25 protein-coding genes are annotated in these 26,812 nt (G+C 43.3%); 17 read left to right on the forward strand and 8 right to left on the reverse strand.

Annotation, left to right across the window (positions count from 1 at the left end; genetic code table 11):
- The first annotated feature begins 6 nt into the window (after positions 1–6).
- From arsB to B2O97_RS21100, 3 genes are all read left to right on the forward strand, one after another.
- Positions 7–1,080, forward strand: coding sequence for an ACR3 family arsenite efflux transporter (gene arsB / locus B2O97_RS21090; RefSeq protein ID WP_204991108.1), 1,074 nt, complete (start codon positions 7–9; stop codon positions 1,078–1,080).
- A 45-nt stretch (positions 1,081–1,125) separates the two neighbouring features.
- Complete coding sequence (locus tag B2O97_RS21095) at positions 1,126–2,034, forward strand: SMP-30/gluconolactonase/LRE family protein (RefSeq protein WP_204991107.1); 909 nt, start codon at positions 1,126–1,128, stop codon at positions 2,032–2,034.
- A gap of 601 nt (positions 2,035–2,635) precedes the next feature.
- On the forward strand, positions 2,636–5,161 hold the full coding sequence (locus tag B2O97_RS21100) for a GAF domain-containing protein (RefSeq protein ID WP_204991106.1): 2,526 nt from the start codon (positions 2,636–2,638) through the stop codon (positions 5,159–5,161).
- A gap of 40 nt (positions 5,162–5,201) precedes the next feature.
- Here the strand turns inward: B2O97_RS21100 and B2O97_RS21105 are convergent, their stop codons facing one another.
- From B2O97_RS21105 to B2O97_RS21135, 7 genes are all read right to left on the reverse strand, one after another.
- A complete protein-coding gene (locus B2O97_RS21105; protein ID WP_239468852.1) occupies positions 5,202–5,441 on the reverse strand; it encodes a hypothetical protein in 240 nt (79 codons plus the stop codon).
- A 131-nt stretch (positions 5,442–5,572) separates the two neighbouring features.
- Positions 5,573–5,776 (reverse strand): cyclic nucleotide-binding domain-containing protein, encoded by a 204-nt coding sequence (locus B2O97_RS21110; RefSeq protein ID WP_236586045.1) that lies wholly within the window; start codon positions 5,774–5,776, stop codon positions 5,573–5,575.
- 392 nt (positions 5,777–6,168) lie between these two features.
- On the reverse strand, positions 6,169–6,675 hold the full coding sequence (locus tag B2O97_RS21115) for a helix-turn-helix domain-containing protein (RefSeq protein ID WP_112376341.1): 507 nt from the start codon (positions 6,673–6,675) through the stop codon (positions 6,169–6,171).
- A 421-nt stretch (positions 6,676–7,096) separates the two neighbouring features.
- Entirely contained in the window at positions 7,097–8,416 is a 1,320-nt protein-coding gene (mdlD, locus tag B2O97_RS21120; RefSeq protein ID WP_112376340.1) for an NAD(P)-dependent benzaldehyde dehydrogenase MdlD, read from the reverse strand.
- A 507-nt stretch (positions 8,417–8,923) separates the two neighbouring features.
- The gene (locus B2O97_RS21125; RefSeq protein ID WP_286768081.1) at positions 8,924–9,787 is read right to left on the reverse strand and encodes a helix-turn-helix domain-containing protein; all 864 of its coding nucleotides are present in this window, start codon (positions 9,785–9,787) and stop codon (positions 8,924–8,926) included.
- Between the two features lie 58 nt (positions 9,788–9,845).
- A complete protein-coding gene (locus B2O97_RS21130; protein ID WP_286768082.1) occupies positions 9,846–10,622 on the reverse strand; it encodes an SDR family NAD(P)-dependent oxidoreductase in 777 nt (258 codons plus the stop codon).
- Between the two features lie 152 nt (positions 10,623–10,774).
- Positions 10,775–11,425, reverse strand: coding sequence for a transcriptional regulator (locus tag B2O97_RS21135; protein ID WP_201639145.1), 651 nt, complete (start codon positions 11,423–11,425; stop codon positions 10,775–10,777).
- Between the two features lie 330 nt (positions 11,426–11,755).
- Between B2O97_RS21135 and B2O97_RS21140 the strand changes: the two genes are divergently transcribed.
- Together B2O97_RS21140 and B2O97_RS21145 are read left to right on the forward strand one after the other, a co-directional pair.
- Complete coding sequence (locus B2O97_RS21140; protein ID WP_286768083.1) at positions 11,756–12,751, forward strand: aldo/keto reductase; 996 nt, start codon at positions 11,756–11,758, stop codon at positions 12,749–12,751.
- A 78-nt stretch (positions 12,752–12,829) separates the two neighbouring features.
- The gene (locus B2O97_RS21145) at positions 12,830–13,753 is read left to right on the forward strand and encodes a helix-turn-helix domain-containing protein (protein WP_201639143.1); all 924 of its coding nucleotides are present in this window, start codon (positions 12,830–12,832) and stop codon (positions 13,751–13,753) included.
- A 63-nt stretch (positions 13,754–13,816) separates the two neighbouring features.
- On the opposite strand, the gene B2O97_RS21150 is transcribed toward B2O97_RS21145, so the two are convergent.
- Positions 13,817–14,077: a hypothetical protein gene (locus tag B2O97_RS21150; RefSeq protein ID WP_112376336.1), complete on the reverse strand. Its 261-nt coding sequence runs from the start codon at positions 14,075–14,077 to the stop codon at positions 13,817–13,819.
- Between the two features lie 279 nt (positions 14,078–14,356).
- On the opposite strand from B2O97_RS21150, the gene B2O97_RS21155 reads away from it, so the two are divergent.
- The 12 genes from B2O97_RS21155 to B2O97_RS21210 all read left to right on the forward strand — a co-directional run bounded on the left by B2O97_RS21155 (position 14,357) and on the right by B2O97_RS21210 (position 26,787).
- On the forward strand, positions 14,357–15,160 hold the full coding sequence (locus B2O97_RS21155; RefSeq protein WP_286768084.1) for an SDR family oxidoreductase: 804 nt from the start codon (positions 14,357–14,359) through the stop codon (positions 15,158–15,160).
- Positions 15,161–15,224: 64 nt separating this feature from the next.
- On the forward strand, positions 15,225–16,136 hold the full coding sequence (locus tag B2O97_RS21160) for a helix-turn-helix domain-containing protein (protein ID WP_286768085.1): 912 nt from the start codon (positions 15,225–15,227) through the stop codon (positions 16,134–16,136).
- Between the two features lie 309 nt (positions 16,137–16,445).
- Positions 16,446–17,507, forward strand: a complete 1,062-nt coding sequence (locus tag B2O97_RS21165; protein WP_286768086.1) for a fatty acid desaturase family protein — start codon at positions 16,446–16,448, stop codon at positions 17,505–17,507.
- A gap of 373 nt (positions 17,508–17,880) precedes the next feature.
- Positions 17,881–18,327, forward strand: coding sequence for an Hsp20/alpha crystallin family protein (locus tag B2O97_RS21170; protein WP_075992936.1), 447 nt, complete (start codon positions 17,881–17,883; stop codon positions 18,325–18,327).
- A 77-nt stretch (positions 18,328–18,404) separates the two neighbouring features.
- Complete coding sequence (locus tag B2O97_RS21175) at positions 18,405–18,695, forward strand: hypothetical protein (protein WP_120334036.1); 291 nt, start codon at positions 18,405–18,407, stop codon at positions 18,693–18,695.
- Between the two features lie 208 nt (positions 18,696–18,903).
- Positions 18,904–19,758 carry an NEW3 domain-containing protein gene (locus tag B2O97_RS21180; protein WP_112376333.1) on the forward strand — a complete coding sequence of 285 codons (855 nt, stop codon included), beginning with the start codon at positions 18,904–18,906 and terminating at the stop codon, positions 19,756–19,758.
- A gap of 21 nt (positions 19,759–19,779) precedes the next feature.
- Positions 19,780–20,781 (forward strand): ABC transporter ATP-binding protein, encoded by a 1,002-nt coding sequence (locus tag B2O97_RS21185; protein WP_236560214.1) that lies wholly within the window; start codon positions 19,780–19,782, stop codon positions 20,779–20,781.
- Positions 20,744–21,736 (forward strand): ABC transporter permease, encoded by a 993-nt coding sequence (locus B2O97_RS21190; protein ID WP_159332980.1) that lies wholly within the window; start codon positions 20,744–20,746, stop codon positions 21,734–21,736. Before B2O97_RS21185 ends, B2O97_RS21190 begins: the two co-directional genes overlap by 38 nt.
- 285 nt (positions 21,737–22,021) lie before the next feature.
- Positions 22,022–23,440, forward strand: coding sequence for an SDR family oxidoreductase (locus B2O97_RS21195; protein WP_112376331.1), 1,419 nt, complete (start codon positions 22,022–22,024; stop codon positions 23,438–23,440).
- A 117-nt stretch (positions 23,441–23,557) separates the two neighbouring features.
- Positions 23,558–23,686: a hypothetical protein gene (locus tag B2O97_RS21200; RefSeq protein WP_256604660.1), complete on the forward strand. Its 129-nt coding sequence runs from the start codon at positions 23,558–23,560 to the stop codon at positions 23,684–23,686.
- A 120-nt stretch (positions 23,687–23,806) separates the two neighbouring features.
- Positions 23,807–25,783 carry a PAS domain-containing sensor histidine kinase gene (locus B2O97_RS21205; RefSeq protein WP_204991104.1) on the forward strand — a complete coding sequence of 659 codons (1,977 nt, stop codon included), beginning with the start codon at positions 23,807–23,809 and terminating at the stop codon, positions 25,781–25,783.
- A gap of 200 nt (positions 25,784–25,983) precedes the next feature.
- Positions 25,984–26,787, forward strand: a complete 804-nt coding sequence (locus B2O97_RS21210) for an SDR family oxidoreductase (protein ID WP_286768087.1) — start codon at positions 25,984–25,986, stop codon at positions 26,785–26,787.
- Positions 26,788–26,812: the final 25 nt, after the last annotated feature.

Below are 26,812 nucleotides of genomic sequence, written 5' to 3' on the forward strand. Positions count from 1 at the left end.
AAAAATATGTCAGCCAACAACTGCGCCCCAGCACATGAAAGGAAAAAATTGAGTTTCCTCGACCGATACCTTACCTTATGGATTTTCCTGGCGATGGCAGTCGGAGTATCTATTGGATTCCTTTTCCCGTCTTCGTCTGATTTTATCAATTCTTTCTCAAGCGGTATCACCAATATTCCACTTGCCATTGGCCTGATCCTGATGATGTATCCACCACTTGCCAAAGTGAAATATGAAAATATGGGCAACGTATTTAAGGACACAAAGATACTGGGGGCTTCCCTGCTCCTGAACTGGATCATAGGGCCTATTTTAATGTTTATCCTGGCTATTGTATTTCTTCGGGACTACCCCGAATATATGATCGGCCTTATTCTTATCGGGCTAGCTCGCTGCATTGCAATGGTCGTTGTATGGAATGAGCTGGCAGAAGGAAACCGCGAATACGCTGCTGGACTTATCGCCCTCAATAGCATTTTTCAGGTTGTATTGTACAGCGTCTACGCTTATATCTTTATCACTGTTCTGCCTCCAGTATTTGGCATGAAAGGTCTTGATGTTAATATTTCGATCGGTCAGATTGCGGAAAGTGTCGGAATTTATTTGGGTATTCCCTTTGCAATGGGCATAATCAGCCGTTATAGCCTGATTAAGTTAAAAGGAGAAGAATGGTTCCAAAGCAAATTTGTACCCATGATCTCTCCCATCACCTTAATCGCGTTATTATTTACAATTGTAGTCATGTTCAGCCTGAAAGGTGAACTGATCGTTCAGATTCCTATGGACGTTGTCAGAATTGGGGGTCCTTTGGTGATCTATTTTGCCATTATGTTCCTGGTGAGCTTTTTTATCGGTAAACGAATGGGCGCAGATTATTCCAAAAATGCAGCCATTTCCTTTACAGCTTCTGGTAATAATTTTGAGTTGGCTATTGCTGTTGCTATTGGCGTCTTCGGCATCAACAGTGGCCAGGCATTTGCCGGTGTTATCGGTCCACTCGTGGAAGTGCCCGCATTGATTGCCTTGGTCAATGTAGCTTTTTGGTTAAGAAAGAAATATTATAAAGGCCAGGTGATATAGCCCAAGAAAATTATTTATTGCCGGAAAATTGATAAATTAGTTGATATGTTCCATTCAGCTCATTCTCGCAGGCACTGGCCTACACTCTTGCTGTCCGTACTCTTCTCCTTAAATGGCTTAGATCTCAGCGCACAGTTGTTTCATCAGGACAGCCTAAAATTAATAGCCCGACAGTTTGCCTTTACCGAAGGGCCGGCAGTGGACAAGACCGGAGACATCTATTTTACCGACCAGCCCAATAACAAAATCTGGAAATATAGCACCAAAGGGCAACTTGCGCTTTTTAAAGATTCTGCAGGCCGCGCAAATGGACTTTACTTTAACCATCAGGGTCAGCTCCTTGCCTGTGCCGACGAAAAGAACGAAATCTGGTCAATCAGCAAAGATGGTCAGGTTACCGTCCTGCTGACCGCTATCGATGGAAAGAAACTGAATGGTCCAAATGATCTTTGGGCAGACAAGAAAGGTGGCATCTACTTTACAGACCCCTTTTATCTGCGCGATTATTGGCCCCGGAAAAAGCCAGAAATAGCGGGGCAGAAAGTCTACTACCTTCCGCCAGGAAAAGCGAAAAAACCCATCGTAGTAGCTGATGATGTCAGCAAACCGAACGGCATTGTCGGCTCGCCCGATGGAAGATACCTCTATGTCGCAGATATCGAACGGAATAAAACGTACAGGTATACCATTAAATCTGACGGCAAGCTCAGCGGACAGACAGCGCTTATCGATCAGGGATCTGACGGGATGACATTGGACCATTACGGAAATATTTATCTGACAGGCAAAGGCGTTTTTATTTATAGTCCGACGGGCCTGCTGATTGGCCATATTGAAGTAAATGAACCATGGACATCCAATGTCTGTTTTGGAGGTAAAGATCGTACGGATCTATTTATCACTGCTTCAACAGCCATCTATAGGATCGCCATGTATACCCGGGGAGTGGATTAATACCAACGAAAGAAAAAAACATTTTCTTGTCTCGTGTTCCGACCGTATTGAACAAGCTGGAATTTTTGAGCTGATGCTGATAGAAATTGAAAGTGTGTCGACAGCTGTCTTTATCACCTGATAAGTAACAGTCCAGTTTTAAAGGTAGATGATGAAACTATAAGCAATTTTATTTATCTTTATATTGAAATAAAGATTCGCTTAGCTATTCTGGCAAAAGCGATTAAAAATGACCATTTCATCTTTAAATCTAAAATCACTCCGACATGTATAAAACCGTATTAACGAGGCAATTTTACTTAAGCGTAATCGCCATCATAATCCTACCATTTACCACCTTGGGCCAAAGCCTTCCATTACAACTATTACCCCCGGTCATATTGTAGTAGAAGCTGAAATCGAAGGAAAGAAAGGAAACTTTATCTTCGATACAGGCGGGGGGATTAATCTTTTTTTTGAAGATTTTGCCAAAGACCTGAAAAAAAATGAAAGCTATAATTTTCTCACGGCATTTCGCGCAACAGGTGAAAAAATGACAATCCCTATTTACAGATCCTCTACCATTAAATTCAATGGTAAGTAATACGCATTACAAAAATATTTGAAACCGCATCGGTTCGTTCATGTTCTTACACTGCAGTTTTCGAAGCATACAACATTATTTGGAAACACAGTTCAATGGCGTCAATGTCATTGCAGTGTTTTTATCCAGCCGCTTTGGGTTTTCTTTTCGCCGATTATTTTATATTTTTGTACATCTTCCAGCAATAATCTAATTTATTCGGGAACAACCATTATGCAGTTTAACTTCGCCTTTGATTCCAGTCCGTTTAAAACCCTGATCGCTTTTCATAAGATTATACCATCCTTTGAAGCAGCGGCCCTATCGCCGGTTGGCTTTCAGGCCAGCTATGCCCGATCGCTGCTGGAAGAAATCAGCAAATACCCCGAACTTATCGATGGGGTCGAAAAAGCAGAAGACCTGCTGCGCTATGAGCCTATTATCAAGGTGCTGCTGGCCGACCTGTTCCCGAGCTCACTGACACATAATGAGATCAAGGCCATTACCATTCCCTTCCATCTCTATACGTTCAACCATACCGCAAGACTGGAAAAAATATTAGCGGATGCCGGCGATCACTATGAATTTAGCCTTCGTGATATCTCGCCCGATACCTATTACATTCTCAATTGCTGCGTTATCATCAGCCAGTATTATGGCTTTAAGGTGGATGCCATGGATGCCCCCCTCTTTTTGGATATTCCAGACAAGGACAATATCATCCATCATTACCGCGTCCTATTCAATGCCGATTTTATCGATGTCCTTCCGACAGAACGGGTACTCGATCTTACGGCTGAAGATATTACCGAACTGGTCGACAACTTTTCGGATATTGCCCTATGGAAGTCCAAATTCCCCGAGCAGAGCTGGATCCTGAAAGGCTTTTCCATTATGACACTTTTTGATGCGACCATTGAAAATGCGGTATCCAGCTTCAAGAGCAATCTGCTGCGCGAAAAAAGCGCTGTCCAGCTGGCAGAAATAGAAAGCATTTTCCGGTCGATTTATAAAATAAATGATCTGCGCATCGGATTGACCTCCTTTGAAAAGGTCAGGAACGAGTACAACTTACGGATTGTCGAAAAACAGCTGTACAGTCATCTGCTTTACGACTCGACGATCGAGGAATGTGAAAACATGCTCTGCAGCGAGACCTTGGAAAACCTGCTCACCAAGGACGAATATTTTGTTGTACCGGATATTGACAAGCTGCCGCTGGGTGATCCAAAGCAGGCCTATTTTATCAACAAGCTCAAGCAGCAACAGGTGAAGAGCTTTATTTTTGTTCCCCTCGTCGAAGGCGACAAAGTGCTGGGCTTACTGGAAATGTCCTCATCCAAAGTGCGGGAGCTCAATTCGGTCAATGCCAACAAGCTCAACTTCATTTTACCCTTTATCAAAGATAAAGTCTCGAAAGCATTTGCCGAAACTGAAAATCAGGTCGAAGCGGTGATCCAAAAGGAATATACCGCCATACACCCTAGTGTCAAATGGCGGTTTCAGGAGGAAGCCATCCATTTCCTCAACGACCGCGCCTTTGGAAAAGACTATGCCCTGCAGGAAATCGTCTTTGACCATGTTTATCCGCTCTATGGGCAGATCGACGTACAGGGCTCCTCAGAATCCCGCAATCAGGCCATCCGTCAGGACCTCATCAATCAGAGCAAGGAACTGATCGCATTGTTCACGGCGATCAACCAAACGCAGCGATTACCGCTCTTTGAGCAAAAGGTCTTCGATCTGGAAAGAAACCTGACTACGCTGCAGCAAGCGCTGCTGACCGATACGGAACAGCTTATGCTCGATTATTTTAACCAGGATATTCACCCTATTCTAGAAAATTTCAGGAAAAACAACAAAAATAGCGTCGCCACCGAAGCCATCGACCGCTATTTTGAGCGAATCAACCTCTCTATCGGCGGTTTTTATGAGGCCCGACAGGATTATGACAACTCCATCACGCTGATCAATAAAAAGCTGGTGGCCATCCTCGACGAAAAGCAGGTGGAAGCCCAAGAATACTTTCCACATTACTACGAGCGCTACAAGACAGACGGTATCGAGCACAACATGTATATCGGGGCCTCCATCGCTCCCGGTCGGAATTTTGAGCTCTACTACCTACGCAATTTACGGCTGTGGCAGCTGCAGGTGATGTGCGCGATGGAACGCGAGTTTAGGCAGCTCCAGCCCGCCCTTCCGCATCAGCTGGAAGTGACCTCATTGGTACTGGTCTTTGCCACCCCCATTTCCATCCGCTTTCGCATGGACGAGAAGCAGTTTGATATCGATGGATCCTATAATGTACGCTACGAGATTGCCAAGAAACGCATTGATAAAGCCAAGATCAAGGGCTCGACGGAGCGCATCACACAAAAAGGCAAACTGGTTGTTGTCTACTCCAATGTACATGAAGAAACAGAATATATGGGATACATCAACCTACTACAGCACAAAGGATTACTCGACGAAAATATCGAGCAGTTTGAGGTGGAAGATCTGCAGGGACTGGTTGGCCTGAAAGCGATCCGTGTGGGATTCTATTTTCAAGATTTGCACTAAAGTAATTCCTGGTGTTCCATCAGGTAGGCCAAGAAGAGTATCATCTAATGATCTGTTTGCGGATACAGCTCAAACTTTTGGGGTTCATGCCGAGGAACGATGCGATATATTGCATGGGTACGTTGTGCAGCAGATCTGGCTGTTCGGCCATGAGCTTGAGGTAGCGTTTTTCGGCCGTAAGCGTGGCTAGCTCTTTCGATCTCTTCTCATTATAACTCAAGGCTTGCTGAAACACATACACACTAAAGTCTTTAAATGCAGGCGATGGTGCAGTTAGCATATCGAGGTTTGCTTTAGTGATACGCAGCAGTTCGCAGTCGGTGATGCTTTCCAGGTTTTCTTCGGAACGCGTCTGATTGCTAAAATTCTGGTAAGAGCATATAAATCCCGGGGGACAGTTGATATGTGTCGTCAGTTCGTCGCCTTTATCGTTATAATGAAAAGACGTACAAAGCCCGATACAACGAAATAGAGGTAAGCCGGTACTTTTCCCTCCTCTTCGATGATCTGATGTTTGGCATAGCGCACTGGCTCCATATAGTTCTTACACAGATCAATTTCTGCCTCCGATAACTGGCAGTGTTGTTTGATAAGCTGAATAAACTTTGCGTGCATTGTATCTATTTTATTCGTGCCCCTCACCCTTGCGCTATGTACATTCCTCATGCTTTGAGCGTGATATTGCATCCGGGGAAACGTTTCGTTGACTAAACAAATATACTAAAAGCGATTGACATACTAATAAAATTAGTAAACAAATATCAATTTATTGAAATAAATACTTGATTTGAATCAGGATTTGAAAAAGCAAAGTCACGCTTTGCGAGAGCCTTTTATGAAGCAGTGGATATTGCTTCATAACAAATGAAGCAGCCCGGGGGCTGCGTCATTGAAAAAATAGTCTTTGCGAAATGCCATTTAGGGTTTGCGGTTGCTTGCCCTCACCGGTCTGTCTGGTTTATACTCATCCCTGCCTTTAGACCGCAAATGATATACGTTATCCAAAATTAATTATCTCTTTCGTTACGGTGCAAATGGGGCTGTTTGCCGGTATGTTTCTTGATGAAACTTCTGAAATTTGCGACATTACTAAAACCTATTTCGAAAGAAATCTGCGAAATGGATAGATTCGAATGTCTGATCAAGCGGATAGCCTCCCGGACTACAATTCCAGAAATGAATGCTTTTGCAGATTTCCCGCTATTCGCTGCGCAGAGCTCGGAAAGCCTTCTACTTGTAAGTTTTAATTTATTAGCATAAAAACTGACGGACGTACTTTCACGATAATACTTGTATACCAGAATGTTAAAGCTATTAAAGACGATCTGTTCCGATGAACTGCACAGCTTTGATAGGATCCCCTGAAGAGAGAGCCTGTAATGCCCTTCAAGCAAAATTGACTCGACACAGTGATGAGCGACCAGATCCAATATTTCCGGTCCCTGTACCCGCGCCATTTTTATGCGTTCAATAATAGCCGTATCAAAATAGGCCTGATTTCCCATATTTGCCATAAATTTGAAAATTTGAATCCATCAGCCACTGATTTGCCGTGGACGTGCTGGATTACAGGTTTAGATTCTATCAGCGCTTATTCTGGCCTCTCAAAGCCATTTTACCCCGCTAGAATCTCTCAAACCAAATATCAATAATTGAGCTGCCAATCAAAAAAAACAGGGTTTCACAATTGCTATCACACTTATCAAAATAGCAGGTAGTCCCGTGGTTATCAATCCATATGCTTCGATAGCTAGAAAGAGTAGCTAGGTCGAAGTGATTTTAATTAAACAGTTAACTAACCCGATCTGAGGATTCAACAGTTAACTAACCCGATCTGAGGTTGAAACGGAAATATAAGATCCGGAAATACCAAAAAAAAGGACCACCTTAACGGGTGGTCCTGATTATTTGATGAATTGTATGCGTGAGTTATCGCTATTTTACCTGCAGGATCGAACGCTGGTGACTAAAGTTTTCCAGACTAAATCTGCCGTGATATTTTCCCATTCCCGAAGCACCTACGCCACCGAAAGGAAGATAATGCGATCCGACGTGGATCAATGTACTATTGATCTCCGCATCGCCGCTGGTGGTTCTTGCGATCACGTCATCGGCAAATTGCTGACTTTCAGAAAACACATAAAGCGCCAATGGCTTGGGTCTGCTATTGATCTCTTTCAGCACTTCATCGATATTGCTGTAAGTTAAAATAGGAAGGATCGGACCAAAAATTTCCTGCTGCATCACCGCGTCATTCCAGTTGACATCGTCCATCAAGGTTGCTTCAAAATGGCGTGTTTCCAGATCATATTTTCCCCCATAAATAACTTTTTCGGGAGCGGCATCCAGGTATCCCGCTAAATTCCCGATCTGATGCTGACTTACAATCTTACCGATTTTCCCTAAAGATTCATCGTTGTACGTAGCTTTAAGATAAGATTTCAACTGATCGATAAAGGCGCCCTTCACAGATTCATGCACATACACATAATCCGGAGCAACACAGGTCTGTCCGCAATTGATCCATTTGCCGGCAGAAATGCGCTGAACGGCTTTTTCGATATCCGCATCATGGTGTACGATCGTTGGGGATTTTCCGCCCAGTTCCAAAGTAAGCGGAATCAGTTGTTCGGCAGCTGCCTTCATGACAATTTTGCCAACATTAGGGCTTCCCGTAAAAAAGATGTAATCAAAAGCAAGGCTCAATAAATAGGTGTTTTCTTCAATAGCGCCCTGAAAAACGGCAACATATTGTTCATCAAAAGCTTCGCTAACAATATCTTCAATCACCTGGGCAACATGGGGCGTGTTTTCAGAAGGTTTGATGATAGCCGTATTTCCGGCCATCAGGGCACCGATCAGCGGACTGAAAGTCAACTGCACCGGGTAATTGAAGGGACCTATAATATAGTTTACACCGTAGGGCTCATAAATGTACTTACTGATGACTTCCGCTCCCGAAGCATGCGGTTTTGATTTGACATAGGTTGGTTTTGCCCATTCTTCCATATTTTCGATCATATCGTCGAGTTCATCGAGAACAATCTGAACTTCGACGTATTCTGCTTCTGCCCTGCTTTTTCCAAGATCGATATTCACTGCTTCACAGACCGCATCCGTGTAACTCGCAAAAACTTTACGGAAATTTTGCAACTGTCTTTTACGGAATGTGATTTCCTTCGTTGCTTGCGTGCCGAAAAAGTCTTTCTGTTTTTCGAATACTTCTTTTATTCTGTTTTTAATTTCTGTAGTCATTTGTTCGTGATTTTATGCATTTTAAAACACACCTAGCGCATAAACTGTTTGTTTTAATAAAGTAAAAGTGTCTAGTGTGTTTTATATCTTGTAGAACAAGATTAAGATGCTTTGATACAAAACAAAGGTAAAATAATTTTATATTGCGCAAAACATAATATTGTCATATATATTAGCTGAAACCTGTATTCATACCGCAGTTTAACGTTATTATTACCCTTGCAGAGTACGTAATTTTGCCCATTCAAAACTGGACTGTAACACCTATTTTAGGCTCATGAATAAAATTTTCTATCTGAAAGATCTATGGCGGACATCAATACCTTTGAAGGGTTACAACAATACAACCTCCCTATCCCTGCATTGGGTCAACAGCGAAGGGGTTATAATCTGGGCCAATCAGACAGAACTTGATCTGCTCGGTTATACTCCGAACATATATTTTTACTTTGATTTAAACATCCCTCTAAATTCCAGTGGCGTCTGAGCGGTTTTCTTTTTAAACAGTTAGCTGAAACTTTGTGCATGCTCAAAACCCAGTTCGTAAGCAATTTCATTTACGGTAAGTTGTGTCGTTGATAATTTCTCTTTTGCCCGCTCAATAAGTTTATGGTGGATATACTGCTGCGTGCTCTGGCCAATGAGCGAGCGTAGCATATCGCTTAGATAACCCGCAGACACATTCAACCGCTCCGAAAGAAAATGGACCGTTGGCACTCCCAGAATTACCGAATGATCATGATCCAGATAATCATCCAACAGCGCTTCTGCCTTCAGTAGAATATCATTGTTTATATTTCTTCGCGTAATGAACTGCCGCTTGTAAAACCGATTGACGTAGCTCAGCATTAACTCCACCTGCGAAATAATGACTTCTTGGCTAAATTCGTCTATCCGGTTGTCAAGTTCATTTTTCATGAAATTCAAGATCGCTATCATCGTTTCTCTTTCCTGATCAGATAAATGTAACGCTTCATTCACAGAATAGGAGAAATAGCCGTACTTCCTAATTTTATGGGCTAAAGGGGAACCCAGGAAAAAGTCAGGATGAATCAGCAGCAGATAAGCATAGGTATCCCTATTATATTCTGTGCTGCCCACCAATTGATTGGGCGCAAAGAAAAGCATACTTCCTTCATTAAAATCATAGTACCCCCTGCCGTACTTGAGTTTTCCGCTGTTTTTTGTTATAAAAGTGATCTTGTAGAAACTCAGGACATCGTATATTGGAGCCATAGCGGTATTGAATGGATTATCCTGATTGAAATGGACCAAGCTAATCAGGGGATGCTGCGGTTTTGGTAGGCCAAAAGCTTCGTGACTCTCTGATATGGATATAAAGCGTTTTAACTTATCCTCTTTCTTTTTCATACAATAAATTTATAAAAAAACCTGTAGCTTATAGCTACAGGTCTTCCTTTGTGTAATTCTACCACGGCACTTGACCCCCTTGTTCTGTGCGATAGGTAGCCGGTCCCGTAAAGCTTCCATTGGGTATATCTTCCGCCAGTGCCACGCGTATCGGCTCAAGTGAGCCTTCCTCCACCGTATCTGTACCTTCAAAGTTATTCAGGGCTGTCGCTGTAAAACCCGGACTTACCAGATGCACCTTAACATTTGTATTTTCCAATTCATTTGCAAGAGAAAGGAAAACACCATTTAAAGCGGTTTTCGAAGCGCCATATACGGCATCAAATCCACTACGGAATGCATTGTCCGGATCTGCATTCAGGGTCAGTGAGCCTAGAGAACTTGAAACGGTTACGATCCTAGATTGTTTTGCATTCCGGAGGAAGGGCAATAAGGGCTGTGTTATGGCAAGCGTGCCAAATACATTGGTTTCCCAAACCTGGCGCATTTCAGCTATGGATGTGACGCTTGCCTTCTGGGCACTAAGAATTTCCCACATTGTACGGCCGGGGATCCCTGCGTTTGAAATTGCCGCATTATTGACCAGCAGAGTAAGGTACCCAAACTCATTTTCTATTTTACTGACAGCATTCCTGATTGAATTATTGTCGGTAATATCCAGCTGAATGGCATGCGCTTCACCTTCTATCTGATTGGCGGCATCCTTTCCTTTTTCTAAATCTCGTGATCCAACAAACACATGATATCCATTTTCAGCAAGAGCTTTGGCAATCTGAAAACCAACACCTGTATTGGCACCTGTAACTAGGGCTACTTTTATTTCATTTGTCTGCATGTTAAACTTATTTAAATGTAACAGGACAAAGTTCCGCAACTATGGGCGGTCAATTGTAGCTGAATTGAGGATATTTCTAACCAAAATAAGGGTAGATTCAGATTCAGATTCAACGGTTGGGCGACTGTACTTTATTTATTAATGTGGAATAATTAATTGCGCGCGGGATACGTTGGCGCTGGATAATCCCTATCGACATGCATCTGATTGATCAAAATCTCCTTGATCAGGTGATTCATTCTCTTATCATTGACGTCGATTTTTACGATTTTGTGGCTATAATAGGTGTCGCTTTCAAACTCACTTTCGATTTTCTCGGCGAATGCAGGCGATAGTGATTTGTAGTTAAGTACAACTTCGGTTTCCTTTTCGGCTATTTTTTTTAACGTCAAAGTCCAGATTACCCCATACTCCGGAGAGAAAAAGACTTTTCTCGGCGGCGGTACTTTCAATTTTTTATTCTTTAACGAATACGTATACAGCATATGAATACTTGGTTTGGAAACATCTTTTGCCGCAGCAGTGACCAATTTATGATACTCTTTTTCGTTATCCACAACCGTTTCAATGCTTATCCCCTGCTCCTCGATTTCAAATCGGGCAGTCGAATCTGTACTTCTCAGGGCTGTGATTTTCATCTTGCTGTCGACAAACTGGCCGGACATATCGGGGATGCCCTCTTTTACGCGGTCAAAACTTGCAGCTAAACGCATCGGTACCAATTTAGTCGTCAGCGTTTGCGCATGTAGGCTACCCGCTGCAGCAATAAAAAAGAGTATTATACCAACATATTTTCTCATCATAATTGTTTTAATTTAGCGATTTCAAAACGATTAAAATCTGATCTTGAGACCTGATATTAATGTAAATTACACTTTTTGTCAGTTGTTTTCTCCTGTTGTTCGAAATTTGGCTAATCGCATTTACAATCCGCTGGATATTAATTCATATTCGCAACAGTTGGCTAATCAGATTCAAATCGTTTAAAAAAGCTTCAGAAGATGCCTATAAAGAAAAATTCAGGGTAGCTTAATTAGCGATTAGATCCGTAATTCAGTTACAAGTTTCCGTAATTGGGGTAAACATGCTGCAGACTCTGCTTTGTAATTTTGGGTAACAAAAATAAGAAGCAGATGAAAACAAGAAAATTAGGCACGCAGGGACTTGAAATTCCAATGATCGGCTTAGGCTGTATGGGGATGAGCAGTTTTGCGTCCACTGGCGATATCTACGGCAAGGCCGACGAAAAAGAATCCATAGCTACCATCCACCGGTCCTTGGAACTGGGTGGCAACTTTTTGGATACGGCCGATCTGTATGGACCCTTTGAAAACGAAAGGTTGATCTCTAGGGCCATAAGCGGCAAGCGGAACGATTACATCCTCGCCAGCAAGTTCGGCTTTGAGATTGATGATAAGGACCAGGTGACCTGGCGTATCAATGGTCGGCCAGATTATATCCGAAAGTCTATCGAGCGCTCGCTGAAAAACCTCGATACCGATGTGATTGACCTCTATTATATGCACCGCCCCGACCCGAATGTACCCATTGAGGAAACCGTAGGTGCCATGGGCGAGCTGGTCACAGCGGGCAAGGTCAGGTACCTGGGCATTTCGGAAGTTAGTGCCGAGCAGATCCGCAAGGCACATGCGACCTTCCCGATCACGGCTGTGCAGAATGAAATCTCCCTGTTCGGACGCGAAGTAGAGACCAATGGCGTATACGATCTGACACAGGAGCTGGGTATAGGCCTGGTCGCCTACTCCCCTTTGGGCCGTGGATTTATCACGGGTGAGATCAAGTCGCCGGACGATATTCCCGAAGATGATTTCCGCAGACTTATCCCGAGGTTTCAGGGCGAACAGTTTTATAAAAACCTCGATCTGGTGCGTGAACTCGAACAGATTGGAAAAGAAAAAGACGTTACCTCGTCCCAGCTGGCCCTTGCCTGGCTGATCCAAAAAGGAATCGTGCCGATACCGGGGACAAAAAGAGTGCGCTATGTGGAGCAGAATATCGCCGCTACAGACATCCTATTGACCGCCGAAGAGCTGCAACGCATTGAGGCTATTCTGCCGATCGGACTGGATACCGGATCCCGCGATGTAAGTATTCCGCTGCAATCTTAAAAAATATAAATGCCATGCGAGCAGAAAGCGCATGGCATTTTACTTAAATTAGTCTATTATTTAACAGGCAAAAAGAGCATGTCAAAGAAAGAACCCGTACTGATCAGGATCAATAGTATCGCTGACTATCATGAAGCGCTGCAGTTGCCCAAACCGCAGCATCCGCTTTTTAGCATCACCGATTTCTCCAAAAACAAGCATATACATCCAACGGTCGAGACCACCTTTCAGCTCAACCTGTACTGCATTTCCATCAAAGAAGATGCACAATGCGTATTGGGTTATGGCCCACATCAGTACGACTTCCGGGAAGGCCTGATGACCTTCTTTAAACCCGGGCAGACGATCAGTGTTGATCCCGATACTGCCCATGCCGAAGTAGGTTATTCCCTTGTTTTCCATCCCGATTTTATCCGCACCTATGACCTGGCACACAAAATCGGCAGCTACAGTTTTTTCGATTACGAAGTCAACGAAGCACTTTTTCTGTCCGACCGGGAAAAAGAGCAGATCCGAAACATCGGAAAAGGGATCTTAAGCGAATATGACAGTCCGATCGACAGCTATAGCCAGGATGCCATTGTCAGTTTCATCGAACTGCTGCTGGTGTATTCGCAGCGGTTTTATAACCGGCAGTTTATTACGCGTAAGGTACACAATGTACCCTTGGTGAGCCGGTTTGAACAATTGCTGGATCAGTATTTTGAAGCCGAAACCGAACACAAGGGTTTACCCCAAGTGGGTTACTTTGCTGAGCGGCTGAATATGTCGAAAAACTATTTAAGCGATTTATTACGGTTGCAGACCGGTGAAAGTGCGCAGAACCATATCCAACATAAACTTATTGAAAAAGCGAAAGATCTGCTGTCCAGGTCGGAACTTTCCGTTGCCGAAATTGCCTATCAGCTGGGTTTTGAACAGCCACAGTCACTCAATCGTTTATTCAAAAAGAAAACGGAGCTCTCACCGCTGGAGTTTAGACGGAAGATGGCCTCAAGCTAATATAACATCCTTAAAATCTGCTGTATATTGAGCTGCGGGCCACCATACAGTAGAATTTTTACCTTAAAGGCGATATCGAAGCGATAAATTGCGCCAGATTTCTGTCGCAAAATGCTGATCGGAGTGTCTATTTTCAAAAAACCAGTGGTCGCCTTTTTTTACGATTTTTTGATCAATTCCATCAAGCGAAATTGGCAATTCCGTATCGAGCTTTGATAAAGACTTTTTCAACAACACCAGTTGATAATCCTGTCCTTTGTAAGTTAAACGGAACACCTGTGAACGATGTGGTTCCCCGCTTATCCCGTCAATTGTGCCTTGCATAAATATAGATCTTCTAAAATTTTTAAAATACAGCAATTACGCCAATACGAATACGCCAAAAAGTATAAAATTGAGCAAAAATCAGCTTAACATTGCATCGTTTTTATAACGAATATCAACAAATAATCGTGCCAAAGTCGATGAATTTCCTGCTCCATTGGCGATGATTTTTTTCACACATTTTGATTTCGTCATTTTGGCTACAATCAAGCTCAATTTGGCAACAGTTACCCGATGCCTTCTTTAGACATTTGTGGTATGGAATCAAACAATAACAGCATGCAAAAGACAATTTTCATTACAGGAGCTTCTTCCGGTTTGGGAAAAGCAACTGCCAAATTATTTCAACAGGCGGGTTGGAATGTGATCGCAACCATGCGAAATCCTGAAAATGAAACCGAACTTACCGGGATCGAAAACATCAGGCTATTAAAATTGGATGTTACCGATCCGGCCCAGATCAAAGAAACTGTAGCAAAAGCGATCGCTATAAGTAACATTGATGTCGTTTTCAATAATGCAGGTTATGGTTTAATGGGTGCCTTTGAAACGTTGAGCGACGAAAAGATACTTCGCCAAATCAACACGAATCTGTTGGGTGTATTGCGGGTTACACAAGCCTTTATCCCCCATTTTAGAGCACAGAAAAGTGGTTTATTTATTTCAACCACATCAATTGGTGGATTTATGGGGTTCCCGTTACATTCGATGTATCATGCCACAAAATTCGCCTTGGAGGGCTGGAGCGAAAGCATGTCCTTTGAACTGAAAAAATTTGGAATAGCCATCAAAACAGTTGCTCCGGGAGGAATAGCGACAGATTTTGCAGGTCGTTCTTTGGATCTAAACCGAGCTTCGGACTATCAGGACATTGAAGACAAACTGTTCGAACAAATGGGTCTGATGATGCAAAATGCATCCACAGCCGAGCAAATTGCCCAAGTGGTGTATGAAGCCGCCACAGACAATAAAGATCAGGTACGTTATCTGGCAGGCGAAGATGCACACGCACTCTATGAAAGACGATTACAAATCGGAAAAGAAGCGTTCAGACAGGAAATTGCAAAACAATTTGAGGCCTAATTTTTAAATCAGCAACTGCCTTGCGAGGCAGTTGTTTTTTGTAAATTTGTATAACAAAAACAGGATGCATAGTATCAATTCCATATCCGAATTTCATCGGCAATTGTCCTTGCCGGCCCCATTACATCCGCTCGTCAGTGTAATTGATGTAGCTGGAATTAAACCCGATGAAAGCGACATCTGGGAGCAGTTCTACGTGAATTTTTACAGTATTTCGCTCAAAAAAGATGTTACTGCAAAAATAAAGTACGGCCAACAGTATTACGATTTCGACAAAGGAACAATGAATTTTATTGCGCCCAAGCAGATTCAATCGTTAACGATTGCCGAAATCAGAAAGATGAATGTCGAATGCGGAAAAGGTTACATGCTGCTATTCCACCCTGATTTTTTGTATACCCATCCCCTGACCACCAAAATAAAAAACTACAATTTCTTTTCGTATGCGCTTAACGAAGCGTTACATCTCTCCGAACGGGAAGAAAAAGACATTATAGAAATTTTTCTTAAAATCGAACAAGAATATCAGCATATCGACAAGCATACCCAAGACATTATTTTGTCGCAAATAGATATGCTCTTGCAATACAGCAACCGTTTCTATGAGCGTCAATTCATTACTCGAAAAGCGGTTAACCATGCGCTGCTGACCCAATTGGAAAAATTGCTGGACGATTATTTCGACAGCGAAGAAACCTTAAAACAGGGGCTTCCAACCGTAGAGTATTTAGCCGAAAGCCTCCATGTATCAGCACGATATTTAAGCGATTTGCTACGTTCCGTTACCGGTAAAAACACACAGCAGCACATTCACGATAAGTTAATTGAAGAAGCCAAGGAACAACTTACGGCGACAAGCCTTTCCGTGGCCGAAATTGCCTATAAGCTCGGTTTTGAACATCCGCAATCGTTCAACAAACTGTTTAAGAAAAAAACCAATGTTTCACCTTTAGCATTCAGGCAATCGTTTAACTGACAGAACAGTGTAAAAAAATTTTAGTGCGAGTTTTGTGTTACATTTAAAAAAACCTTCGCTCCGGCAAATTGATATGGAATAGTTAATTAGGAAGCAGGATACGTCGGCGCGGGATAAATACCGGCGGCTTCAAAAATTCAAAAGGTATATCTTCCGGACCATGGGAAATCAAGGATGGCAGAATGACCTTTAACAATCTTTAACTTTACTACCGGGATCTTTCAAATTTTATAGCGTATATTTACATTGTTCTATCGCTCAAGATCGAACGTTATAAAAATTAAGCATATCTCTCGAGTAAAAATCCAAATGTCCCAGTCTGTAAAATTCAGCAATGTAAATACATTGTTCTCTAAAACGTTAAAACAAAAAATCAATAACTATTTTCAAAATTCACTTCAGCCAAGAACCGGGAATCGTAAAATCTATCTGAAAGCCGCTATCCTCCTGATCAGCTTTGCGGTATTGTATCTCCTTCTGGTATTCGCACCTTTGCATTGGAGTGTTGCAATAGCATTATGTATCATTTTCGGAGCTAACCTCGCTGCGATTGGTTTTAACATTATGCACGATGCTGGGCACAATTCTTTTTCGGACAATAAAAACCTGAACACTGTGCTCTCCTACTCGCTCAATCTACTGGGCGGCAATATCTACTTTTGGAAGCTCAAACATAATATTGCACACCACACCTATACAAATATCGATGGCGAAGATCACGATATCGAAGTAAAGTTTATGCGTATACACCACGACCAGAAACTTCGGAAACACCATCGCTATCAGCGTTTTTATTTTCCGTTGCTCTATGGAATCTCCTATTTAGCGTGGATCTTTTATCAGGATTATGAGAAATATTTCCGTGGGCGCATGGGACATAAAACTGAGCAATTTCATTTTCCGGTCAAAGAGCGTATTATTTTTTGGGTCAGTAAGCTAATTCACTTCAGCTTATTTGTCATTGTTCCGATCATTTTCGTCGGGTGGCTGCCCACACTTATCGGTTTGCTGATTGCTGGTACTGTATGTGGTATGAGTCTGGCCACAGTATTCCAGCTGGCCCATGTGGTGGAAGAAACCGAATTCAAAACCATTGACCAGTCAAAGGTCGAAGAAGAATGGATGATTCATCAGATTCAGTCCACCGCAAATTTTGCTACGGGCAGCAAGGTACTTACCTGGTTGCTTGGCGGTCTCAATTTTCAGGTTGAACATCACCTTTTTCCAAAGATCAGCCATGTTCATTATCCTGCGCTCAATAGGATTGTGAAGCAGACCTGCAAGGAATATAAAATACAATACAACGAGTTTCGGAGCTTCTGGACAGCATTTAGATCGCATTTAAAAGTGCTGGAGGCCTTGTCAAAATAACCTAGTTATTAGCAAGTCGCTTCATTTCCTTTGTCCCTTCCCTATGGCCTTTATGTGCCATAGAAGTTGGTAGCTTTCAGCAAAAAGAAAAGACCAGAAATCGCTAAGAAGCCCGGTCTTTTCTAACTAAGTTATCCATCAAATGGGTTATTATAAGGATAAGATTGAGCTGAACATCGTTTGAAACAAATTCAATTTTCGGTTTGTTGTAGGTAGATCTTATCATTTCTGTCAATTTATCAGGTAAAATTTGACAGTTTTGCTGCAAAAATTTCAGTTTTTTAAGCTCGGTACCTTTTTTGTGAGATTTTTAATACAGTCGGCCGACTGATAGATTTAAATTATTGTTATACTTCATTAAAAGGAGGTTACTATGAAACTTGCAAAAAGAAACTGGAACAATTTTTCACTTTTTTCGCCCATGTTTGATAATTTTAACCGCGAGCTTTTAAACTGGGACAACAAAAATTATTCATCAACAAGTACCACCGTTCCTGCGGTCAACATCAAGGAAAACGCAGACAGCTTCGAAGTGGAGGTCGCCGCTCCCGGCATGGCCAAAGGCGATTTCAAGGTGACCCTCGACGGCAATCTCTTAACCATATCCTCGGCTAAGGAAGAACAAAACGAGGAGCATAAGGACAACTACACCCGCCGGGAGTTCAGTTACCAATCTTTCCAACGCAGCTTCGAACTTCAGAAGGAGGTTGTCGATCAGGACAATATTCAGGCACACTATGAGAATGGTATGCTCCGATTGACAATACCGAAGAAAGAAGAAGCCAAACAGAAAGAACCGCGGATGATCGAAATATCCTAAAGATCCAGATAGCAAATTTTAATGGTTAGCCTCCCACGGAGGCTAACCTATTTTTTTCAGTCTTTAAAACGAAGATTATGAAAACGTCGAATTACTATATTGAATTACAGATGTACAGCCACGGACATTATATCACTATCGCCAGTTTTGACCAAAAAAGCTGCGAAAAGATTATTCATGAATTGTTTGATGAACTGCGCGGTGAGCCTGAAGCCTCAGACAGCAGACGTCTTCGCATCAATCTTCTTCTGAACGACGCTACAATTCAGAGGACACAATTACGATCCATCCACTGTACACTGGATGAGTTGGCCGAGAACACCAAGATTATCATCAAGAAAACCTTCCGCTCAGTAAACTTTGACTGACGGAAGTGCATTGCAGCATACAACACAAGCTATCAGCCTATAGACCATTTAAACACATTCTTTTTACACTATTTTTTTATTTCAATCTTGATTTTTATCAAATTGATTTTTAATTTGGGTGCGGTTTTTCAAAAAGGTAGCTGATACCCAAACCGACATTTTTTAAAAGCTAATATTCTATTTAAATATAAATTTTAGTTATTGGATCATGTTAACAGAATTACTAATTACAAACACAGACCGACGTTTTTCTTTCAGGCCATTTCTTATCGCACTTATTGTGCTGGCTAACAGTTTCTATCTATCGGGGCAGGCCTTGAAGCCCCTCAAATCCGGTTTCGAAGCGAGGCTTGTCAATATTGAGGCCCCCAGCAACGAACCTTTTCGTTATACGACGACCTTGACCAACGGATCTGCTCAATTGGTTAACTATAACCTGAATGCCCAGCTACCCGATGGATGGCAGATTAGCTACCGCGTAGAAGGCTCCCAAGTGACTTCCCTTCAGATGCAGCCCAATAAGACACAGGAAATCAGCATTGAAATCAGCTGTCCGATCACGGCCAAGCCCGATAAATATAAAATTCCGGTACGGGCGATCTCCCCGACCGATACCTTAAAGCTTGAGCTCGAAGCAGTCGTCAAAGGCTCCTATGCCCTGGAGTTGACCACCCCCAGCGGGCGGCTGAGCGACGAAGTCGTATCCGGCAGCAGCAAGGAAATTCTACTTAAAGTCAAAAACACGGGCACCCTGCCACTCAATACCTTGGAACTGACGTCCCAATTACCCAGCCGATGGGAGGCAAGCTTCGATCCGTCGAACATCAAACAGCTCGAAGCAGGGAAATCTATTGACGTCAAAGTCAACCTAAAAGTTCCCGACAAAACTATTGCCGGTGACTATGCTTCCAAATTTGAGATCAAATCATCCAATAGTAGCGCCGACATTTCATTCCGTATGATTGTGAAAACTTCTTTGCTTTCTGGCTGGATCGGTATGCTTGTCATTGTATTGGCCATTGGTTTGGTGTATTTTCTCATCCGCAAATACGGCCGCAGATAAGGGCGCTACAAAAAGATTATCATGATGAAGGATCCTATCATTCAATTGACAGGCCTGACAAAAAGCTACGGCAAAGTAACCGCTGTAGATCAGTTGGACCTGCACATTTATCCCGGAGAGATCTTTGGCCTGCTCGGCCCCAATGGTGCCGGCAAGACAACCAGCATCCTCATGATGCTGGGCCTGACCGAACCCACTTCCGGCACAGCCTATGTCTGTGGCCATAATGCCACGCGCAATCCGATCGCCGTGAAACGAAAAGTCGGCTACCTGCCCGACAACGTAGGTTTCTACCCGGATATGACAGCGCTGGAAAACCTAAGCTTTATTGCCAGATTAAATGGTCTTTCGGAATCCTATGCACAAGCTTCTGCAAAAGACATGTTACATATCGTGGGACTCGAACGGGAAATGCATAAAAAAACGAGCGCTTTTTCCCGCGGTATGAAACAACGTCTAGGCTTGGCCGAAGTGCTGATCAAGGCTCCCGAGATTGCCATCCTTGATGAGCCTACACTGGGCATTGATCCCAAGGGTGTTGACGAATTCCTTGAGCTCATCAAGCAGCTCAGCAGGGAGCATAACCTAACGGTACTGCTTTCTTCACACCACCTCCACCAGGTGCAGCGTGTATGCGATCGGGTGGGTATTTTTGTTGGCGGAAAATTACTGGTTGAAGGATCGCTCGAAAGCCTTGCCCATAACCTGCAGCAGCAGAAAGGTATCAGTACCGTCATTACCCTTGACCATGCCCAAGGTGATTCCAAACGGTTTGAAGAAGCATTAAAGACCCTGCCCGGACTCCGTGATCTTAAAGTGAACGGATTTACGATCGAATTAAAGACAGACAGCGATATGACAGCACTAGCGGTACGCATGCTGGTAAACAATGGCGCTGATATCGTTTCCGTGAACCGCAACGACTACCAGCTCGACGATATTTATAATACATATTTTGAGAACAGCATAACTACAGATAATGCCTATGAAAAATCCAAGGGTTTCTTCAAAAGATACCAATAAACGGCCATCCTTTCCGATGCAGGTGCTGGTCCGCAAAGAAATTGCGGCACATATCCGCAGCTGGCGTTTTATTATACTGATCCTGCTCATCGTACTGACTTTCGGCGCATCCCTCTACGTTTCATCCATGGGGCTCAAGGACGCTGTCAGCAATATGCGCGATCCTGATCAGTCATTTCTTTATCTCAAGCTACTGACCACAACGGATAATTCCATTCCGCCATTTCATGTTTTTTTAAACTTTCTAGCGCCACTACTGGGCATAGCCCTCGGTTTTGACGCCGTCAATGCAGAATACAACAACGGAACACTCACCCGTTTGCTGGCGCAGCCGATTTACCGAGACAACCTGCTTTTCGCCAAATTTCTGGCGCCACTGGCCGTGGTGGGTACATTATTTGTTGCGCTGGTCATGCTGATGATCGGCGGCGGTCTCCTGGGTACAGGTGTCCGGATAGAACCCCAGGAGTTGCTGCGTATCTTCGGTTTTACCTTGATCAGTGTGCTCTATGTTGCCTTCTGGCTGAGCCTTTCCATTCTGTTGTCGATACGCTTTCGCCAGCCGGCCACCTCAGCACTTACCGCGATCGGCATCTGGTTGTTTTTTACGGTATTCTTTCCTATCCTGGTCAATCTGGCAATACGTCCCTTTTTGCCCAATCCCAATTATATTTCGGAGCAGGAGTACATCGGCTATAATGAGCTCATCTTAAATCTGCTCCGCTTATCACCGAGCCAGCTCTATACCGATGCCACCACTACCCTATTGATGCCCTCGGTACGCAGCTTAGGTCCCATTTCCATGGAACAGATGGTCGGTGCCATCCCCGCACCGCTTTCCTTTCGGGATAGTTTTCTGATGGTCTGGCCACAGGTCAGTGGACTCTGCGCAGCCATGATGATCTGTTTTGCCTGGTCCTATTACATTTTTATGCGAAGGGAAATCAGAAGTTAAGTGTTTCCACCAAAGCAGCTTGTTAAAAACTGCATTCATAAACTATAAGGCGCACGCTCTTGTGCGCCTTTATTATCCCTCACTGAAACTGGCCGAAGCCGGGGCAGCGCCAAAAACGCAGTACACAGGATGTTGCAATTAATGTTTTGCTTACTGAAAAAAGAAAAGATCAATAGCGTGCGCCTTGCTACATTAGAATAAAAACACACGAAATAAAAACAATTTAGGTGGTATTTTGGTATATTTATATACAGTTAATAACAGCTGAACTTAACAAATCAGGCTATGAAAATTCTATTGACCGGAGTGACGGGGTATATTGGAAAACGTCTTTTGCCTGTGTTGTTAGAACAGGGGCATGAAATTATTTGTTGTGTAAGAGATAAGAATCGTTTTGATACCTCGGCAATTCCGGGGCATGTTCAAGTTGTTGAAGTCGATTTCCTGGATAACGAAAGTCTGAAAGAAATTCCACTTAAAATTGATATTGCTTATTTCCTGATCCATTCCATGGCGACGCAGTCAGGTGATTTCCAGCAAATGGAAGCGCAATGTGCGACCAACTTCCGCAACTTTATGGAAAAAACCAGCGCGCAACAGATCATTTATCTGAGTGGAATAATTAATTCAGATCACTTATCGAAGCATCTCGACTCGAGAAGAAACGTAGAAAACATCCTGGCAAGCGGACGGATTCCGATCACCACCTTGCGGGCCGGCATCATTGTTGGCTCGGGAAGCGCATCTTTCGAGATTATTCGGGATCTTGTGGAAAAACTCCCGGTTATGATTACGCCAAAATGGCTGCAGACGAAATGTCAGCCCATCGCCATACGCAACGTGATCGAATTTATGATCGGTGTTATCGCCAACCCGCATACCTTTAACAAAAGCTATGATATCGGGGGGCCAGACATCCTTAGCTACAAAGAGATGCTGCTGCAATATGCTGCCGAACGAAAACTTAGGCGACAGATCTTTGTTATCCCGCTCATGACGCCGCGGCTTTCCTCCTACTGGCTCTATTTTGTTACCTCGACGTCTTATAACCTGGCCAAAAACCTAGTCGATAGCATGAAAGTAGAAGTGATCTGTAAACCCAATAATCTGGCGGAAGAACTCAGTATTACGTTGATCAATTACAGGCAATCCATCCAATTAGCTTTTCAAAAAATTGAAAGCGACAATGTGGTTTCCAGCTGGAAAGACGCACAGACCAGTCACATTTTATCGGGCGGCCTCAGCAGGCTACTGGAAGTGCCCAGTTATGGTTGCTTTAGGGATGTTCGCTCGGTTCCCCTCCACAATAGTGAAGCATCATTGACCAAAATCTGGTCCATTGGAGGAAATTCTGGCTGGTATTATGGCAACTGGCTCTGGAAAATCCGTGGATTCATGGATCAATTGGTCGGCGGAGTGGGTATACGGAGAGGGCGAAAAAATAAAAGCGATCTGGCTGCAGGTGATGCACTTGATTTTTGGCGCGTACTGATCGCCGATAGAACCACGAAAAGATTACTCCTTTATGCCGAAATGAAACTTCCTGGAGAAGCATGGCTAGAATTTAAAATCGAAGATAATATCCTGCTGCAGACCGCGACCTTTAGACCCCTGGGCCTTGCCGGAAGGCTCTATTGGTATGCCGTATGGCCTTTTCACGGCTTCATATTTAGGGGCATGATAAATAGAATAGCTAAACCTTAAAAATAAGAATTCATAAACGATGATTTATAATGAGAACGCAATTGCGGCATTTGAAAGAAGATACAGAACAAATTTTATCAACTCGCTGGGCGACTTTAAAAGTTACAAACAGCTTTCGTGCCCGATAACTGCTTAAAAGAGGATGGTTATATCGCTATCGAAGAAGCCGGGACAGTTACCTCTAGCGGTCTTGACACCTATCATACCACAGGCCGGATTGAACGATTACCTTATGCGAAGCCTTAGGTAACTTTTCGCTAGGATTTTTATAAAGAAAGCACACAGTTCGACTTTCTTCAAGACTTTACTTCCCAGAGCGGAAAATAATGTGTTACGCTATAAAATGTATTCTTTATCTTTGGGCTAATGGACATCAAGAAAAAATTTGGTAGTGCCTCATTTGGCGAAGACTTTATCTTACAGGCACTGAGTTGTTCTCCCGAGCCTACATCAATCTATACTGGAACAGAGATGACCATCCAGTTTGCCAATGCGGGCATGCTTTCCCTTTGGGGCAAAGACGCATCCGTTATCGGCAAAGCGCTGATCAGTGCTATTCCCGAACTGGAAGATCAGCCGTTCTTAGCTATTCTGCAAGAGGTTTGGCGTACGGGGAAATCCTATTCCGTTACCGAGGCACCAGCCCGGCTCATCAAGAATGGTGTTCCGGTGACTGATTATTTCGATTATGAATACAGAGCACTATTAGACGAAAACCATAAAACATGGTGTATTTTAAACACCGCCCGCAACGTTACTTTAAGAAGGCAGCATCAGCAACAGATACAGGAAAAAGAAAAAAAGGAACAAGGGCTGATGGAGGAAATGGCGGCAACGCTCGAAGAATTGACCGCTACAAACGATGAGCTCAACAGTTCCTTACAACTTCTGGCAGAAAGCCGTGAGCAAGTACGGACAATTATTGAGCAGGCACCGGTCGGCATAGCCATGCTGAAGGGACCGGAACTTATTATTGACATAGCCAATCCGACCATATTAAAAATCTGGGGCCATCAGTTAGCGGATGTGCAGGGCCGGCCCCACGAAATCGCAAGGCCCGAACTGCAAGGCCAGCCAGTGAATCAGTGGCTCCGGGAAGCGTTCGAAAAAGGCGAACGGAAAACAAACAATGAACTTTCCATATTGCTGCGTCACAGTGACGGACTGCGGGAGGCTATTGTAAACTCGATCTATCAACCTATTTTTTCAACTGACAACAAAGTCACTGGAATTCTGATTATCCTTGAAGAAATTACCGACCAAGTCCTTGAACGGCGGAAAAGTGAAAAAGATCAACACATGCTGTCCATGGCTATTGATGCCGGCGAGCTTGCGACGTTCTATTATGAGCCCAAAAATAATCAGTTCTCCGGAAATGCGCTGTTAAAATCATGGTTTGGTTTAGCCGATAAGGATCAATTGGATTTATCCGCCGCTATTTCTTCCATCATAGAAGAGGATCGGCAACGTGTAATGGCTGCCATAACGGATGCACTTAGCGAAGAGTCGGATGGCAATTACTTTATTGAATACCGTATCCTAAATCCACAAGACCCGAACGACAGACTCGTGCAGGCACGGGGTAAAGTGTTTTATGATGCCAAGGGAAACGCTGCCAGCCTCAATGGTACTTTACGGGATATTACCGAACAGAAAGCTGAGGAACAGCGGAAAAATGATTTTATAAGCATCGTTAGCCATGAATTGAAGACACCGCTGACCTCCATAAACGCCTATCTTCAATTAATGCAACGTCAGGCAATCCTTACAGCAAACACGAATTACCAAAACATTACAATGAAATCCCTTCGACAAGTTCGCAATATGAAGAACTTAATCAATGGATTCTTGAACATCTCGCGATTCGACTCCGGCAGAATGATGATCGAAAGAGAAGTGTTTGATCTGAAGGAATTATTTGCTGAACTTGAAGATGAATTTAAATTGAGGATCAACACCCATCAGATTGCCGCTGACCTGACGCAAAGTTTATCCATTGACGCTGATCCGAACAAGATTTCGCAGGTAGTACAAAACCTGTTGGAAAATGCAGCCAAATATTCGCCGATAGGAACCCAAATTACATTTGGTTATTCGCCCAAGGCAAATAACGTTATCGAAATTTTCGTCAGCGACCAAGGTATGGGCATTGCCGAAGAAGACCGGGATAAGATATTCGATCGATTTTACAGGGCAGGAAAAGATCGGGTCGGAACAATCTCGGGATTTGGCATAGGACTGTATCTCTGCCGTGAAATTGTAGAACTGCATAACGGACAGATCGCTGTAGAGAGCAACTCGGCCGGAGGAACCACCTTTAAGGTGCGGCTTCCAGCCCAGTAATCCCCACCTTGATTTCGCCAATGGCATTCGACAAGATCTGATCACTCCTGTTCTGATCACTCCTGTTTAGCCTTTCCAAAACTTGGGTAGAATCATGCATACTACCAAGAAGTCATTTTGGATACAATCAAGCTCAATTTGGCAACAGATACCCTATGCTTTCTTTAGACATTTGTGTTATGGAATCAAACAATAACACAATGCAAAAGACAATTTTCATTACAGGAGCTTCTTCCGGATTGGGAAAAGCAACTGCCAAATTATTCCAACAAGCGGATTGGAATGTGATCGCAACCATGCGAAATCCCGAAAATGAAACCGAACTTACCGAGATCGAAAACATAACGCTTTTAAAATTAGATGTAACCAATCCCGCCCAAACCAAAGAAACTGTAGAAAAAGCCATCTCTTTAAGCAACATTGATGTCGTTTTCAATAATGCAGGTTACGGGTTAATGGGTGCTTTTGAAAGCTTGAGCGACGAAAAAATACTTCGTCAAATCAACACCAATCTATTGGGCGTACTGCGCGTTACACAAGCATTTATCCCTTATTTTAGAGCGAAGAAAGGTGGTTTATTTATTTCGACCACATCCATTGGTGGCTTTATGGGATTTCCGCTACATTCCATGTATCATGCGACAAAATTCGCTTTGGAGGGCTGGAGCGAAAGCATGTCCTTTGAATTGAAAAAATTTGGAATAGCCATCAAAACAGTTGCTCCGGGCGGAATAGCGACAGATTTTGCAGGTCGCTCCTTGGATATGAACCGAACTTCCGATTATCAGGACATTGAAGACAAACTGTTCGAACAAATGGGGTTGATGATGCAAAATGCATCCACGGCAGAGCAGATTGCCCAAGTGGTATACGAAGCTGCAACGGACCATAAAGATCAAGTACGCTATCTGGCAGGCGACGACGCACATGCACTCTATGAAAGACGACTACAAATCGGAAAAGAAGCGTTCAGGCAAGAAATCGCAAAACAATTTGGAGCCTGATTTTTTAATTAAGCAACTGCCGCTA

The organism is Sphingobacterium sp. UBA865 (assembly GCF_002295765.1).
GTDB lineage: Bacteria > Bacteroidota > Bacteroidia > Sphingobacteriales > Sphingobacteriaceae > Sphingobacterium > Sphingobacterium multivorum.